General features: G+C 67.8%; 12 protein-coding genes and 2 tRNA genes. 6 read left to right on the top strand and 8 right to left on the bottom strand.

What is annotated here, in order from left to right; translation table 11 throughout:
• Positions 1 to 76: 76 nt before the first annotated feature.
• Together AB0N89_RS39795 and AB0N89_RS39790 are read right to left on the bottom strand one after the other, a co-directional pair.
• Positions 77 to 150: transfer RNA gene (locus AB0N89_RS39795), tRNA-Met, on the bottom strand.
• An 84-nt stretch (positions 151 to 234) separates the two neighbouring features.
• The gene (locus tag AB0N89_RS39790) at positions 235 to 828 is read right to left on the bottom strand and encodes a TetR/AcrR family transcriptional regulator C-terminal domain-containing protein (protein WP_364216514.1); all 594 of its coding nucleotides are present in this window, start codon (positions 826 to 828) and stop codon (positions 235 to 237) included.
• A 93-nt stretch (positions 829 to 921) separates the two neighbouring features.
• Between AB0N89_RS39790 and AB0N89_RS39785 the strand changes: the two genes are divergently transcribed.
• A complete protein-coding gene (locus AB0N89_RS39785; RefSeq protein ID WP_364216517.1) occupies positions 922 to 2,379 on the top strand; it encodes an FAD-dependent monooxygenase in 1,458 nt (485 codons plus the stop codon).
• Positions 2,380 to 2,573: 194 nt separating this feature from the next.
• Here AB0N89_RS39785 and AB0N89_RS39780 read toward each other — a convergent pair.
• Positions 2,574 to 2,647: transfer RNA gene (locus AB0N89_RS39780), tRNA-Met, on the bottom strand.
• A gap of 67 nt (positions 2,648 to 2,714) precedes the next feature.
• Complete coding sequence (locus AB0N89_RS39775; RefSeq protein ID WP_364216511.1) at positions 2,715 to 5,702, bottom strand: UPF0182 family protein; 2,988 nt, start codon at positions 5,700 to 5,702, stop codon at positions 2,715 to 2,717.
• A gap of 156 nt (positions 5,703 to 5,858) precedes the next feature.
• Between AB0N89_RS39775 and AB0N89_RS39770 the strand changes: the two genes are divergently transcribed.
• The gene (locus AB0N89_RS39770) at positions 5,859 to 6,407 is read left to right on the top strand and encodes a PPA1309 family protein (RefSeq protein ID WP_364216508.1); all 549 of its coding nucleotides are present in this window, start codon (positions 5,859 to 5,861) and stop codon (positions 6,405 to 6,407) included.
• 86 nt (positions 6,408 to 6,493) lie between these two features.
• Here AB0N89_RS39770 and AB0N89_RS39765 read toward each other — a convergent pair whose 3' ends face one another.
• On the bottom strand, positions 6,494 to 7,600 hold the full coding sequence (locus tag AB0N89_RS39765) for a PDZ domain-containing protein (protein WP_364216505.1): 1,107 nt from the start codon (positions 7,598 to 7,600) through the stop codon (positions 6,494 to 6,496).
• Positions 7,601 to 7,701: 101 nt separating this feature from the next.
• Between AB0N89_RS39765 and AB0N89_RS39760 the strand changes: the two genes are divergently transcribed.
• Complete coding sequence (locus AB0N89_RS39760) at positions 7,702 to 9,051, top strand: zinc-dependent metalloprotease (protein ID WP_364216502.1); 1,350 nt, start codon at positions 7,702 to 7,704, stop codon at positions 9,049 to 9,051.
• A 6-nt stretch (positions 9,052 to 9,057) separates the two neighbouring features.
• Here the strand turns inward: AB0N89_RS39760 and AB0N89_RS39755 are convergent, their stop codons facing one another.
• Complete coding sequence (locus AB0N89_RS39755; protein ID WP_007033866.1) at positions 9,058 to 9,621, bottom strand: M48 family metallopeptidase; 564 nt, start codon at positions 9,619 to 9,621, stop codon at positions 9,058 to 9,060.
• A gap of 163 nt (positions 9,622 to 9,784) precedes the next feature.
• Between AB0N89_RS39755 and AB0N89_RS39750 the strand changes: the two genes are divergently transcribed.
• The 3 genes from AB0N89_RS39750 to AB0N89_RS39740 all read left to right on the top strand — a co-directional run bounded on the left by AB0N89_RS39750 (position 9,785) and on the right by AB0N89_RS39740 (position 13,291).
• The gene (locus AB0N89_RS39750; protein WP_364216499.1) at positions 9,785 to 10,819 is read left to right on the top strand and encodes a hypothetical protein; all 1,035 of its coding nucleotides are present in this window, start codon (positions 9,785 to 9,787) and stop codon (positions 10,817 to 10,819) included.
• Between the two features lie 77 nt (positions 10,820 to 10,896).
• Positions 10,897 to 12,237, top strand: a complete 1,341-nt coding sequence (locus AB0N89_RS39745) for an AarF/ABC1/UbiB kinase family protein (protein WP_364216496.1) — start codon at positions 10,897 to 10,899, stop codon at positions 12,235 to 12,237.
• A gap of 142 nt (positions 12,238 to 12,379) precedes the next feature.
• On the top strand, positions 12,380 to 13,291 hold the full coding sequence (locus AB0N89_RS39740) for a hypothetical protein (RefSeq protein ID WP_364216493.1): 912 nt from the start codon (positions 12,380 to 12,382) through the stop codon (positions 13,289 to 13,291).
• Between the two features lie 5 nt (positions 13,292 to 13,296).
• Here the strand turns inward: AB0N89_RS39740 and AB0N89_RS39735 are convergent, their stop codons facing one another.
• Entirely contained in the window at positions 13,297 to 13,476 is a 180-nt protein-coding gene (locus AB0N89_RS39735; RefSeq protein WP_364216490.1) for a hypothetical protein, read from the bottom strand.
• On the bottom strand, positions 13,473 to 14,342 hold the full coding sequence (locus AB0N89_RS39730; protein WP_364216487.1) for a methyltransferase: 870 nt from the start codon (positions 14,340 to 14,342) through the stop codon (positions 13,473 to 13,475). The genes AB0N89_RS39735 and AB0N89_RS39730 overlap by 4 nt, the downstream gene beginning before the upstream one ends.
• Positions 14,343 to 14,455: the final 113 nt, after the last annotated feature.

Below are 14,455 nucleotides of genomic sequence, written 5' to 3'. Positions count from 1 at the left end.
CCACCAAACCCACTACATTATAATATTTTCACCTGCTTTTGTCTTTATTCCAAACACCCCCGCTTCTTTTTCTCTGTAGCGGGGACAGGATTTGAACCTGCGACCTCTGGGTTATGAGCCCAGCGAGCTACCGAGCTGCTCCACCCCGCGTCGTTGTGTTTAGTAGATTACACGGGGGCGAAACCGGGTTTCAGGCGGGGGCCCTTAACTTCCCGAAGTGCCCCTGACCTGCCTTTATGGCGCGACTTTGTCATCCAGCCAAGCGAAGACGCCGGTGAGCACCATGGTCAGCCCGTCGCTGAACCTGCCCTCGACATCCTCGTCGAAGACCCACGCCGTGGGCGTGACGTCGTAACGCGGGTCCCGTTCGCCCGGAACCGGATAAACGGCCTGTTCTTCGATGGTGAAGCCGACGACGTAGCTGTAGACGGTGAACAACGCTCGTCCAGCCAGGTACTGTTCGAGCCCCGCGTCGACGCGGCCCTGAAACGGATTGTCACCGAGCAGACTGTCGTCCGTCATGAAGGTGCCGGAGAAGACCTTTGCCCCGTCACGGTAAGCGAGCATCATCCGGCGCAGGCCCCGCGACGCCACTTCGAGACTTTCCCGCTCCCCCAGACCTTCCGGCACCCGGCCCGGCATCGCGTCGGCGTACATCTGCGTCGCCATCTCGTCGAGCAGCTCTTGTTTGTTCTTCACGTGCCAGTAGAGCGCCGGCGCTTTGACGTCGAGCTCCTGCGCGATCAGGCGGAGCGTCAGCCCGTTGAGCCCGACGTCGTTGAGCAGACGCAGCCCGGCGCGGACGATGTCCTGCCTGGTCAGACCCACTTTCCACCTTCTTTCCAGCGATACCGTCTTGACAATTTAACGATGTTAAGGGCAGGCTGGGCACAGGTCAATTTAACGTTGTTAAGGAGTGGTATGGACAACCTGGGGACGGACGTGGTCGTGGCAGGGGCGGGGCCGACCGGGCTGATGCTGGCCCTCGAACTCGCGCTCGCCGGCGTCGATGTCGTGGTGCTGGAACGGCTTCCCGAGCGCACAGGACTGTCGAAAGCGCTGAACCTGCAACCGCGGACCGCGGAAATGCTGGAGCTGCGCGGACTTCTGGGCGGCGCCGAGGAGCGTTCGTTCACGACGGTGCAGGATGGACATTTCGCGATGATCCCCGTGGACTACCACGGTTGGGACACTCGTTTTCCTTTCCAGTTGGGGATTCCCCAGGCGCAGGTCGAGGAGTACCTGGAGGAACGGCTTGCCGCACAAGGAACGAAGGTCGTGCGGGGAGCCGAAGTAATCGATTTCGTTCAGGACAAAGACTCTGTCTCTGTCCGGTACCGAACAGACGGTGGCGAAACCCGGCTGCGCGCGAAGTTCCTCGTAGGCTGCGACGGTTCTCGAAGTGTTGTACGCAAAGGACTCAACGTGGACTTTCCCGGCGTGGACGGTGAAGGCTTCGGCGTGGTCGCGGACGTCCTGTTCGACAAAATCCCTGACGGTGCGCAAAAACAGTGGCGAACGATGCGGAACGTCGGCGAGCCGACCGGCGCGACCACGTTCAAGGGCCTGATTCCGTTGGGAGAACCGGGTCTCTACCGCTTCGTGTACGGCGACAGGGCCTCGCGGCCCGCGGACATCCGGTCCGCTGTCTCGCATGACGAGGTCCGGCATGCCCTGCTCGATTCGTACGGTGAGACGGCGACGGTGTCGGAAATCCGCTGGGCGTCGCAGTTTTCCGACGCGGCGCGACAGGCGGAGCACTACCGCGTCGGGCGGGTGCTGCTGGCGGGCGACGCGGCGCACATCCATTTCCCGGCGGGTGGCCAGGGTCTGAACCTGGGCGTGCAGGACGCCATGAACCTGGGCTGGAAGCTCGCCGCGAACGTGCGCGGCTGGGCCGGTGACGACCTTCTGGACACCTATGAGGCCGAGCGGCACCCTGTCGGCGCTCAGGTGCTGCACAACGTCGCGGCTCAGCTGGGGCTGGCTCCGCGGTCTCACGAGTCTCGCGCGCTTCGCGACTTCTTCGCCGACCTGGTCGCGCTGCCCGAGGTGAACCGGCACCTATCAGGCATGGTCTCCGGTCTCGGGATCCGCTACACGACCTACGGGACTTCGCACCCGGCGCTCGGCGCGCGACTGGCCGACCAGGACATCGCGACCGAAGCCGGTCCTCTGCGCCCCAGCACGCTCTTTCGCAACGGCGAGTTCGTGCTGCTGACGACCAGCCTGACCCACGTCGACGCCGCCCGGGCCCACGCCCGCTCGCCACGCCTGAAGACCCAGCTCGTCACAGCCCTGCCGTGGCCCTCCACGGACGCCGTCCTCTACCGCCCCGACGGCTACGCCGCCTGGGTCGCCCCCACCCCCACGCGATAGCAAAGGTCCCCCGCTCCCCCGGCGATACCAAAGGTCCCTTGCTCCCCATCCCGCACTCGTACGCTGCGCTACCGAACGCTTCGGGGGGCCAGGGGGCGGAGCCCTCCCTGGCGGGGGTCCGGGGGTTCGACCTCCGGGGACAAAACGAAGGAGGCCCGGTCTGCGAAATCCGCAGACCGGGCCTCCCACCTCTGTAGCGGGGACAGGATTTGAACCTGCGACCTCTGGGTTATGAGCCCAGCGAGCTACCGAGCTGCTCCACCCCGCGTTGTGTCCCCTACTTTACGCCTGCGTTTCGAGCAGGCGCAAAGCAGGGGGCCTTTAGGTAAGCGACGTCACCCTCCGGGCTTGCTGGTGGGCGGCGCGCTGGTCGCCGGCGGGCTGGCCTTGGCTGCCTCGTAGGCCCGGTACGCGGCGTCGAGCGCGGCGAGGGCCGCACCTTGGTCCGCGTAGTTGCCGGTCTGCTGGGCGGCCTTGTACTTGGTCCAGGCGTCGTGCATGTCGCCCGCTGCCTTCTCGAGCGCCGGGTTGCCGCTGGCGGGCGGCGGTGTTGTCGTGCCCGGCGGCGGTGTCGTGGGTCCTGGGGTACCGCCGGTCTGAGGCGGCGTGACCCCGGATCCGGTGCCCGCGCCGAAGACCTGGTCGAGTGCTTCGTTCAGCGTCGGCGCGAAGCCGATCTTCGTGCCGTAAGAGACCAGGACCCGGGCCAGCTGCGGATAACTCAGCTGGTTCCGTTGCCGGATGTAGACCGGTTCCACGTAGAGGAAACCGTTCGCGACGGGCAGAGTGATCAGGTTTCCGTAGGTGACTGTGACGTTCGGGTTGTTGAACAGTGTCCGGTCCTGCGCGACCCGCGGGTCACTTTGGAATCTGTTCTGGACCTGGACGGGTCCGTCCACCTGGGTCGCGCCACTCGCTCCTGTGGGCAGTCTCAGGACCTGCATTCGTCCGTAGTCTTCGGGATCGGAAGACACCGACATCCATGCCGCGAGGTACTGCCGTTGGAGACCGGTCAGTGAGCTGGTGAGCTGGAACCGCGACTTGGTGTCTCCCGGCGCGGTGGCCAGGACGTAGTAGCCGGGCTGGTTGGCGATGCCGGAGGCGGACGCGTTGATTCCGCCTTCCTGCGTCGGATCCTGCGGGACGCTCCAGAACGCCTGCTGAGCGTAGAACTCGGCGGGGTTGTTCACGTGGTACTTCGACAGGAGTTCCCGCTGCACCTTGAAGAGGTCTTCGGGGTAGCGGAAGTGCGACCGCAGGTCCGGCGAGATCTCGCTGCTCGGCTTGACCAGGCCCGGGAAGACCTTCTTCCAGGCGTTCAGCACCGGCTCGTTGTCCTCGACCCCGTACAGGGTCACGGAGCCGTCGAACGCGTCGACGGTGGCCTTGACCGAGTTGCGGATGTAGTTGATCGAGGAGTTCGCCTGGCGGGTGGTGCCGCTGAGCGAGTCGTTGGTCGCCTGGCTGAGCTGGGTCTGCTGGGCGTACGGGAAGTTGTTCATCGTCGTGTAGCCGTCGACGATCCAGATGATCTTGCCGTTGACGACCGCCGGGTACGGGTCACCGTCGAGGGTCAGCCATGGGGCGGCCTTCGCGACTCGTTCACGCGGCTCACGGTTGAACATGATCTTGGATCCGTCGCCGATGGCGTCGGAGAAGAGGATGTTCCGCTCGCCGTACTCCGCGGCGAAGACGAGCCGGTTGAACCAGTTGTCGATCGGCACGCCGCCGGAGCCCTTGTAGATGTAGCCGCGGTCGACGGCGGTGTCGTACTCGCCGGGCGCCTGCCCCGCCTTGCCGCCGACGATCGCGTACGCGGCGTCGGTCGAGAGCTCGCCGTAGTAGATGCGGGGCTCGTCCACCTTGATGCCCGGCTTGTTCGGGTCGGACGACCCGGCACCCGCCGGATTCTGGGTGTCGCTGGTGGTGGCGATCGGGTAGCCGCCGTCGGAGTTGGCGTCCTTCAGCGCACGGTCGATCGTGTTGGCGGGCGCGGCGACGAAACCGTTTCCGTGGGTGTAGACGAGGTGCTTGTTGATCCAGTTCGTCTGGTTGCCGGTGAGGCCTTCGGTCTTGATCTCCTTGGCCGCGACGATGTAGTCCTGCGTGACACCGTTGAGGGTGTAGCGGTCGATGTCCAGCTTGGACGGGAAGCCGTAGAAGTTCTCACGACCGACGCGCTGGGTGAAAGTGTCGCTGAGGATGTTCGGGTCGAGGAGCCGGATGTTCGGGACGGTCCCCTTGTCCGCCTTGATCTCCGCGGAGGTCGCCTCGGACTTGCCGGTGTAGTCCTTGTACTCGACGTTAGTCAGGCCGAACGCCTGACGCGTCGCGTCCATGTTGCGCTGGATCGACGCCGACTCTTTCTCGTTGGCGTTGGGCTTCACGGAGAACTGGTCGAGCACCGCGGGCCACGCGACGCCGACGAGCACGTTCGACAGGATCAGCAGCACCAGCGCGATCGCCGGCAGCTGCAGGTTGCGCAGGAACGCTCCGGCGAAGAACGCGACGGCACAGATCACCGAGATGCACAGAAGAATGAGCTTCGCGGGCAGGACCGCGTTCAGGTCGGTGTAGGTCGCACCGACGAACAGCGGCGCTCCTCGATCCGAGAGCAGCAGGTTGTAGCGGTCGAAGAAGTACTCGACCGCCTTCAGCAGCACGAAGATGCCGATGGTGATGGCGAGCTGGGCGCGGGTCGGGCCGGCGAGCTGGCCGCCCTTGCCCGCGAGCCGGATGCCGCCGAAGACGTAATGCGCGATCAGCGCGCCGAAGAACGCGATGACGACCGAGATGAACAGCCAGCCCAGGAGCCAGTTGTAGAACGGCAGGTCGAACGCGTAGAAACCGACGTCGTTGCCGAACTCGGGATCGGTCTGGCCGAACGGTGTGCCGTTGAGGAACAGCTGCACGACCTGCCAGTCGCTCTGCGCGGAGGCGCCGGCGATGAGCCCGGTGAGCACCGGGATGCCGATGCCGAACAGGCGGATCCGGCCGACGATCGCGGACCGATAGCGCGCGAGCGGGTCGTCGTTACCGGAAACCGGCACGAAGACGGGCCGGGACCGGTACGCGATCATCAGACTGACCGCGAGCGAGCCGCCCACCAAGAGCCCTACGGCGAAGAACAAGACGATGCGGGTGATCAGCACCGTGCTGAACACCGTGCGGGCGCCGACCTCGCCGAACCACAACCAGTCGACGTAGGTGTCCAGCAGTCTCGCGCCCAGCAGGAGGGCCAGAATGACTACGGCGGCGATGATGAGCAGTATCCGGCTGCGCCGGGACAGCTTCGGCAGGCTCACGGGGGGCCGAGTGGCCACTGCACACGCTCCTGGTTTGGTGAACTTTTCGCAGGGGCGCGCGTACCGCGTGCGGCCCCTGATGCTCTAACTCTACGGATGCCGTCGGAAGTTCCCGGAACCCGCCCAAACCGGACTCGGAAGGCCGCTGGCCCGACCGCCTGGAACGATATGCCAATGGCACCGAGTGAGCAGCAGGGCGTGGCCGGCCTGGCCCGCGAAGTCGAGGAGTTCGTCGCCTCCGGAGGATGGGATCAGCCGCCACAGTTGTTCGCGCTGGTCTCGACTGCGGCACTGCTGGACGAACAGCCCGAACTAGCCGGGCAACTCGACCCGTCGGCCCCGCTGACCCCGGTCGCCCAGGAGTCGCTCCCGGACGGCGATCTGGGTGAGGCGCTGGCACAGATCGCGTGGCCCGACCTGGTGCTGGGCTGCGCGCTCGCGCAGGAGATCATCGTGCTGCCGCCGGATGCCGAAGCCGAGCTTCCGGTCGTGCCCGAGACCGATGCCGAGCGCCTGCGTCAGGCAGCCGCCGACCACCCGCGCCGGACCGAAGCGCGGCTCGTGGCCGCTGTACTGCGAGATGGCGCCGGAGCGTGCGTCATGCGGCTTCGCGGCGCTGGGAAGCCCGAAGAACCCGGTGACGTCCCCGTCGACGAGATCATCGAGAACCCGGAGCTGGCTCCGAACCTGCTCGAAGCCCTGAAGGCAACCCTGCTCCCCTGACCTGCGAAAAGAGAGCAAGGGACCTTTGCTATCGCCGGCCCTGGACGCATGCCGGGCGATAGCAAAGGTCCCTTGCTCCCCCGTGGTCAGCAGGAGGCGGTGGGCCTTCCCGCCTTGAGGTTGTCGAGCTGCGTGATCGCCTCGTCCAGTGTGGACACCTTGATCAGATTCAGGCCATCGGGTGCGGCGGTCTTCGCCTCGGCGCAGTTGTGCGCGGGCACGAGGAAGTCGGTGGCACCGGCCTCGCGAGCGCCGACCACCTTGAACGAGATGCCGCCGATCGCGCCGACGACGCCCTTCTCCGAGATCTCGCCCGTCCCGGCGATGTGCCTGCCGCCGGCGAGGTCGCCGGGCTCCATCTTGTCCACGATCGCGAGCGCGAACATCAGCCCCGCCGACGGACCGCCGACGTCCTGCAGCGAGATCTTCACGTCGAAGGGGACATCGGCACGGTCCACCGCGGTCAGGCCCATGAAACCTTCCGGGCCGTCGGGCCGCTGCGCGAGCGTGAGCGGCACGGTGCGTTCGGCCTGACCGTCGGATTTGAAGGTGATCTGGACGGTCTGTCCGGGCTTGGTCCCGTTCAGCGCGGCCCGCACGTCGGTCGCTTCCTTGACCGTCTGGCCGTTGACCACCAGAAGCCGATCACCAGGGGCGAGCACCTTGTCCGCCGGGCTGCCGGAGACGATCGTCTTCGCGAGCACCTTCACCGGGAACTTGCGGCGCAGCGCGGCGACCTGGGCGGCGGTCTGCGAGTCCTGCAGCTGCTGGATGTTCTCCTGGCGGACCTGTTCGTTGGTCTCGCCCGGTTTGAAGTACTCCTCGCGTGGCGCCAGCGCGTACCGGCCGCTCGCCCAGAGCCCGAGCGCGTTGAACAGGGTGATGCCGCCATCGCGCAGGGAGACCGTCGTCATCCGCAGCTCGCCGGAGGTCTGGAAGACCTCGTGCCCGTTGACCTGGATCACCGACTGCCCGGCGGCGTCCTTGCCGAGCGTGTCGTAGGTCGGGCCGGGGCTGATCGCCACATACGGCACCGGGATGAAGAACCCGACCAGCGCGAAGGCGACGAACAGCGCGCCGCTGACCAGCAACGTCCAGCCGCGCCGGGTCAGCCGCCGCTCGGAGCGGTCCTGGTCACTCGCGGAGCCCGCACGGGTCCGCGTTGCTGTGGTCTGCTCCGAGGGCTCTGTCACGCATGACAGCGTACGGTGACGGTGTTCGCTTCTCGGTGAAGGCCACGCTCATCACTCCAGTTGACGAGCTGTGTGTCCCAGGACCCGCGTACGGTGGTGCCATGAGCAAACCCCCGTTCGGCTTCGGACCGCCCGATCCCGACAAACGAGGCGAGAACGAGCCGTCGGATTCCGGCGGCCAGCCCTCCGGCGCCGAGGCCTTCAACCAGCTCGGTCAGATGCTCAGCCAGCTGGGCCAGATGCTCAGTCAGGCCGGCAGCTCGACCGGGCCGGTCAACTACGACCTGGCCAAACAGATCGCGCTGCAGAATCTCAGCAGCAGCGGAAGCGGCGACGTCAAGCTCGGCTTTTCGTCGTCCAGCGGCGGCGACTCGGGCACAGCCGTCCGTGACGCCGCCCACCTGGCCGAGCTGTGGCTCGACGCCGCGACGATCCTGCCCGCCGGGGCCACCACGACCGTCGCCTGGTCCGCGCGCACTTGGGTCGAGAAGACCCTGCCCACCTGGCAGCGTCTCTGCGACCCCGTCGCCCAGCAGGTCTCGGGCGCTTGGGTCCAGGCCCTGCCCGACGAGGCCAAACAGGCCGCCGGCCCGTTGCTGTCGATGATGGGGCAGATGGGCGGGATGGCCTTCGGCTCCCAGCTCGGCAACGCCCTGGCTCAGTTGGCCTCCGAAGTGCTCACCTCCACCGAGGTGGGCCTGCCGCTCGGCCCCGCGGCCACCTCCGCGCTCTTACCGGCGAACATCGAGAAGTTCACCGAGGGCCTGGAGCTGCCGACCAGCGAGGTATTGGTCTTCATCGCCGCGCGCGAGGCCGCCCACCAGCGGCTGTTCGCGCACGTTCCCTGGCTGCGGCAGCGACTGCTGGCCACCGTCGAGGAGTTCGCGAGCGGTATCTCCGTCGACACCTCGGCGCTGGAACAGCTCGCTGGCCAGATCGACCCGTCGAACCCGGCCAGCATCGAAGAGGCCATGTCCTCCGGCCTGCTCGAGCCGCAGACCTCACCCGAGCAGAAGGCGGCGCTGAACCGCCTGGAGACCCTGCTCGCGCTGGTCGAAGGCTGGGTCGACGTCGTGGTCGCCGAGGCCATCGGCGACCGCCTCCCGGGCGCGGACGCGCTCCGGGAGACGCTGCGCCGCCGCCGGGCCACAGGCGGCCCGGCCGAGCAGACCTTCGCCACCTTGGTCGGACTCGAGCTCCGGCCCAGGCGGATGCGGGCGGCTTCCGCGTTGTGGAAGCTGGTCGGCGACCAGCACGGCATCGAGAAGCGGGACGGCCTCTGGTCCCACCCCGACCTGATGCCGACCGCCGAGGACCTCGACGAGCCGCTCGACTTCGCCGAACGTCTCGGCGACGGCGAGTCGACCCTCGAGGGCATCGACCCGATCGCCGAGATCGAACGCACCGAGCGCGAGAAGAACAAGCCCAAGGACGACGAAGACAAGAGCTGAGGCACGTCAGTCCTCCGCCGCGATGCCCCATCCGGCGGCGGAGGACAGGCCCTCCAGGTAGCCGATGGCGCGCTCGGTCTTGGGATAACGGCGAACGAGCTCCCAGAACGCCGCGTTGTGCCCTGGTTCCTTCAAATGCGCGAGTTCGTGCACGAGGACGTAGTCCAGCACCCAAGCCGGCACCCGGCGCAGACGATCACTCACCCTGATCGTCGCGTCGACCGGCGTGCAGGACGCCCACCTCGTCCGCATCGGCGGTACCCAGCGAACACTCGCGGGTATCGCCTTTCCGTCCAGATACTTCGCCGAGAGCACGGCGCAGCGCGCCAGAAGTGCCTCGTCCGAGGCCTTCGGCGGCGCGGCCTGCCGCGGCCCTTTGCGCAGCAGCTTGCGCTGCATCTCGGCTACCCAGTGCTTCTCTTCGGCCCGGGTCATCCGGGCAGGGATCAGCACGACGAGGGTGTCCTCGTCCCAGTACGCGGTGACGGTCCGGTGGCGGCGTTGGCTACGCCGTACCTCGACCTTGTGTTCGGGAGTGTCCGACGGATTCGTCGTGTCCCGGCCCCTCAATGAGGGCGTCCGTGCTTCGACCACTCGACCACGGTAAGGCCAGTCACCGACAACTCCGAGGGCCGAAAGGTCACAGCCTCGAGTTGTCCACAACCGGGTCAACCTGTGGATAACTCGCGTTTTTCTGGGCATGCGGACAGCGCGCCAGTGCGATCCTGCGATCATGAACCCGCGCGAACCCGACCTGAGATCGATCATCCTGCCCGCCTTCCCCGCCCTGCTTCCCGGTCTGGATGTGCTGGAACGCGGAAACGGCGAGATCCAGATCGGCCTCGACCCCGCCCACGCCGTGGTGATCGCCGGAGTCGCCACCGAGGTGGCCGAAGCACTCCGCGGACTGGACGGGAAACGAGCCGCCGACGACATCGTGCTCGCGCAGAGCGAACACGACGAACAGCTGCGGGACCTGATGACGGACCTGGCGGCCCGGGGCCTCGTGACCGACGCGGGGCAGCCTGAGCCGCATCCCGTGGCGAAGCCTGAGACAGGTCTCTGGTCGCTGCGCGCACGCCATCACCACGCGGCCATGACCGCGCGGCGCAGGCGCACCGCGGTGGCGATCCACGGCGACGGCAGACTGGCCGTGGCCATCGCCGTCCTGCTGGCCAACGGCGGAGTCGGGCACATCGACATCCGGGCCTCGGGCACGGTGCTCGAAAGCGATCTGGGTTCGGGCTACACCGAGGCGGAAATCGGCATGCCCCGCCGGGAGGCGATGGCGCAGGTGGTGCACCGCGTCGGGGCGGACACGTCGACCACCAGGCTTTACTCGGACCGCAGGCCGGAGCTCGTGCTGCTCACCGACGCCGTGGTGCCCGCTCCCGAAGTGGTCGAGGAGCTCGTCCGGGACGGGATCGACCACCTGCCGGTGCGTGTGCGGGACGGGATCGGCATCGTCGGGCCCCTCGTGGTGCCCGGCCGCAGCAGCTGCCTGCGCTGCGCGGACCTGCACCGCGCCGGCCGCGACGAGTCCTGGCCACGGGTGGCGAGCCAGCTCGCGGGCCGCGTCCAACGACCGGACCTGGGTGCCGTGCAAGCGTGCGCCGCGCTGGCCGCCGCACAGGCGCTCCGGCTGCTCTCACCCAGCGACCAGGCGCCGCCCGCGTGGAACGCCACGCTGGAGATCGACTTCTTCGACGGCGCGATCCGTCACCGTGACTGGCCGCCGCACAGCGGATGCGGATGCGGCGCGCGGTGATACGACGAGCGACGTAGCCCACACGCACGCCCTCAACAGGCTGCGCGAGCGGAGTGAATCAAGGCAGAATCGCGAAGGTGACCGACTCCCGCAACGCCGAGGACCGAGAATCCGCCATCCCCCGCAACGGGGCCGCGCGCACGGCGAAGCTGGCCAGTATTCCGCTCGGCATAGCGGGCCGCGCGGTCGGCGGCTGGGGCAGGCGGCTGACCGGGCAGAGCGCCGAAGAGGTCAGCGCGACACTGTCCGCCAAGGCCGCGGAGCAGCTCTTCGAGGTCCTCGGCACGCTCAAGGGCGGCGCGATGAAGTTCGGCCAGGCGCTGAGCGTCTTCGAAGCCGCGGTGCCCGACGAGATGGCGAAGCCCTATCGCGAGGCCCTGACGAAGCTTCAGGCCGCGGCGCCGCCCATGCCCACCCGGCAGACCCACCGAGTCCTCGCCGAGCAGCTGGGACGCACCTGGAAGCAGCGGTTCGCGGACTTCGACGACGAGCCGGCCGCGTCCGCGAGCATCGGCCAGGTCCACCGCGCGACCTGGCATGACGGCCGCGAAGTCGCCGTCAAGGTGCAGTACCCCGGAGCCGACGACGCGTTGCGGAGCGATCTTCGCCAGCTCCAGCGTTTCAGCAGGTTGTTCCAGGCCTTCGTGCCGGGGACCGAGGTGAAGCCTCTCCTGGCGGAACTCGCCGAACGGATGAACGAAGAGCTCGACTACCAGGCGGAAGCCCAGAACCAGCGCGATTTCGTGAAGGCGTTCGAGGACGTCCCCGGGTTCCTGATCCCCCGTGTGGTCGCAAGCGCGCCGAAGGTCGTCGTCACGGAGTGGGCGACCGGCATGCCGCTGTCGAAGATCATCGCCGGTGGTGACAAGGAGGCCCGGGATCGCGCCGGTCGCCTGCTCACGGAGTTCCACTACTCGTCGCCAGAGCGGGCCCGGCTCTTGCATTCGGACCCGCATCCCGGCAACTTCATGCTGACCGCCGACGGCAGGCTGTGCGTGATCGACTTCGGCGGGGTGTCTCGGCTGCCCGAAGGGATTCCGCAGCACCTCGGCGAGATGACGAGGCTGGCGCTCGACGGCGAGTCCTCGAAGCTCATGCGGCTGCTCAGGGAGTCCGGGTTCATCAGGCCCGACGCGGACCTGCAGGCCGATGACGTGCTCGCCTACCTGGCGCCGTTCACCGAACCGCTGGCGGGCGACACGTTCCACTTCACCCGACGCTGGATGCAGCGGCAGGCCGGCCGGGTCGGCGACACCCGCGGCCGGGATTTCCGGATCGGCCGGTCGCTCAACCTGCCGCCCGAGTACCTGATGATCCACCGGGTGACCGCCGGATCGACCGGAATCCTCTGCCAGCTCGACGCGGAGATCCCCGCCCGCGCGATCGTCGAACGGTGGCAGCCGGGCTTCGCGGCCTGAGAAGTTATCCACAGGGAATACTGCGGCTGGGCTGAAATCGGGGCCGCCCGGGCGAGTTGTCCACAACTTCGCGGAAGCGGTTCCACCCGGACGGCCCAGCGGCCATCCTCGATTCATGGCCACTACACGAAGCGCCCGACTCATGGCGCTCAGTAACACCAGCGAATCCGGGATCGTCACCAACCGCGAGCTGCGCAAGGCGGGTGTCACCGCGCGTTACGCCGCGAAGCTCTGTGGTCCGGGCGGTCCTTGGCGAAGGCTGATGCCGGGTGTGATCCTGTTGCGCGACTCCGCGCCCACCCGGCTTCAGCTGCTACATGCCGCCGTCGCGCGGTTCGGGCCGGACGTGGTGGTGACAGGCGCGGACGCGCTCCGCGCCCGAGGTGTCGACTGCCCGGTGACGCGGGAGGTCCATCTCCTCGTGCCCGACTATCGCCGACTCCCGGCGGAGCCCGGCATGCTGCCCCGAAGAACCACGCGGATGCCGCCGCCGACCTTGATCGACGGCATCCCCTTCGCCCCACCGGCCCGGGCGGCCCTCGATCTCGCCAGGCTGGAGCTCGATCCCGCACGGATCGACGAGCTGATCTCACTGCCGCTGTACTGGGGGCTGTGCACGCTCGACGAGCTCGGGGAAGAGCTCGACTCCGGGAACCGGCGCGGGTCGGCCGCGGTCCGCGCGGCTCTGCGACGCGTCGATCCCGAAGAGACCTACGCGCACGGGCTGGCGAAGAAGGTCCTCATCGGCTGTCCGCTGCCCGCGCCGTCATGGAACACGACGATCTGCGACCGGCGAGGGCGTCCCATCGGCTCTGCCGACGCCTGGTGGGACGACATCGGCCTGGCGTGGCAGTTCCGTGCGCCGAAACGGGGCGCCGCGGATTTCCATCCGCTGGCGCTGACCGCGACCGGCACGGTGCTGGTCCGCTGCACCATCGACCAGCTGAAGAAGGTTCCGTTGGAGGTCGCGGCCGAGCTCGTCAGGGCGTTCGGCGAAGCGGCACGCACACCGCGTCCGAAGGTTCGCACGATCGGCCGGATCGACGCGGCCTGAAGAGCTCACCAGTACTCGTCCGGCAGCTTTCCTTCGATGTCGCGAGTGTGACGGCGAGCGCAGGCGGGACATATCCAGCGCACGGCGTTCTTCTCGCGGGTGGACACCCAGGCGAGCGTCTGCGCGGGCTCCTCGTCGACGCCTCGGATCCGGCCGCACAACGAGCAGCCGACCGGGTCGCTCACGATCGGCGTCCACAGTGGATCGTCTTGGCTCCTTGCAGGAAAAGATCCTGACGTGAGCCGAGGAAGGCTGTGCTCGCCGGATCCACCAAGGCGGCGGTGGTCTCGTGGTCGTCGCTGCTCAGGAGGTCGCCGGCCACCTCGGCCAGCCAGGTCACCCGCTCGATGATGAACTCGCGCAGCAGGTCCGGCCCGGGCGCCGGATGGTGGATGAGCACCCCGAAGGAATCGACGTCGGTCAGGCCGGCCCGCTGAAGTGCGATGTTCCAGCCGTAGGGCATGGAGACGGAACCGGGGATGCCCGACCGCATCTCGGCGAACCACTCGCCTCGGGCGGCGAGCAGGCGCTCTTCCAACCCGGGCCGGCCGATGCCGAGGTCCCAGGGGAGACAGTTGAAGTCGAGGCCGCCCTCGGAGATGGCGGCCAGTCCGCCGGGGCGGGCGAGCCGGGCGAGGGTGTCGATCGCCGCCTGCTGATCGGGCAGGTGATGGACCACGCGCGAAGCCCAGACCAGGTCGGCGGGAGGAAGTTGGGCAGGCAAATCGTCGTCGGCGACGTCGGCGTGGATCGTCTCGACGGTGGCGTTATCCCCCGCGGCCGCGGCGACGACACGGTGCGCTTCGGCCAGCAGATGCTCGGTCGCGTCGACGAGCACGATCCTGGCGCCGACGGAGGCGAGCTCCTCGGCGAACAGCACGCTCATACCGCCCGCTCCGCAGCCGACGTCGACGATGGTCGGCCTGTCCGGCATACCCTCCAGCAGCCGGCGGGCAGCAGCCCGCATCGGCTCGGCGTCGAGAGCTTCGGCCATGCGAAGCGATCGAAGCCTGTCAGCCCAGTCGATGTCGTCATGCGTGTGTACGGCCATTGCCCCAGTGAACACCACGCCGAGCCGCACCACTCCGCCGTTCCGCCGAACCCTGCGCCTTCACGCTGAGCGTGCTGACGACCGCCGGAGCCGGTTTGGGATGTTCGTCGTGC

Source organism: Amycolatopsis sp. NPDC089917 (assembly GCF_040684635.1).
Classification (GTDB): domain Bacteria; phylum Actinomycetota; class Actinomycetes; order Mycobacteriales; family Pseudonocardiaceae; genus Amycolatopsis.
The sequence above is the reverse complement of the archived record's forward strand: the minus strand, read 5'-3'. Positions and strand labels throughout refer to the sequence as shown.

Coding starts and splice junctions, on each gene's coding strand:
- AB0N89_RS39785 (WP_364216517.1), top strand. CDS start 922: ATGGACAACCTGGGGACGGACGTGGTCGTGGCAGGGGCGGGGCCGACC.
- AB0N89_RS39770 (WP_364216508.1), top strand. CDS start 5,859: ATGGCACCGAGTGAGCAGCAGGGCGTGGCCGGCCTGGCCCGCGAAGTC.
- AB0N89_RS39760 (WP_364216502.1), top strand. CDS start 7,702: ATGAGCAAACCCCCGTTCGGCTTCGGACCGCCCGATCCCGACAAACGA.
- AB0N89_RS39750 (WP_364216499.1), top strand. CDS start 9,785: ATGAACCCGCGCGAACCCGACCTGAGATCGATCATCCTGCCCGCCTTC.
- AB0N89_RS39740 (WP_364216493.1), top strand. CDS start 12,380: ATGGCGCTCAGTAACACCAGCGAATCCGGGATCGTCACCAACCGCGAG.
- AB0N89_RS39730 (WP_364216487.1), bottom strand. CDS start 14,342: ATGGCCGTACACACGCATGACGACATCGACTGGGCTGACAGGCTTCGA.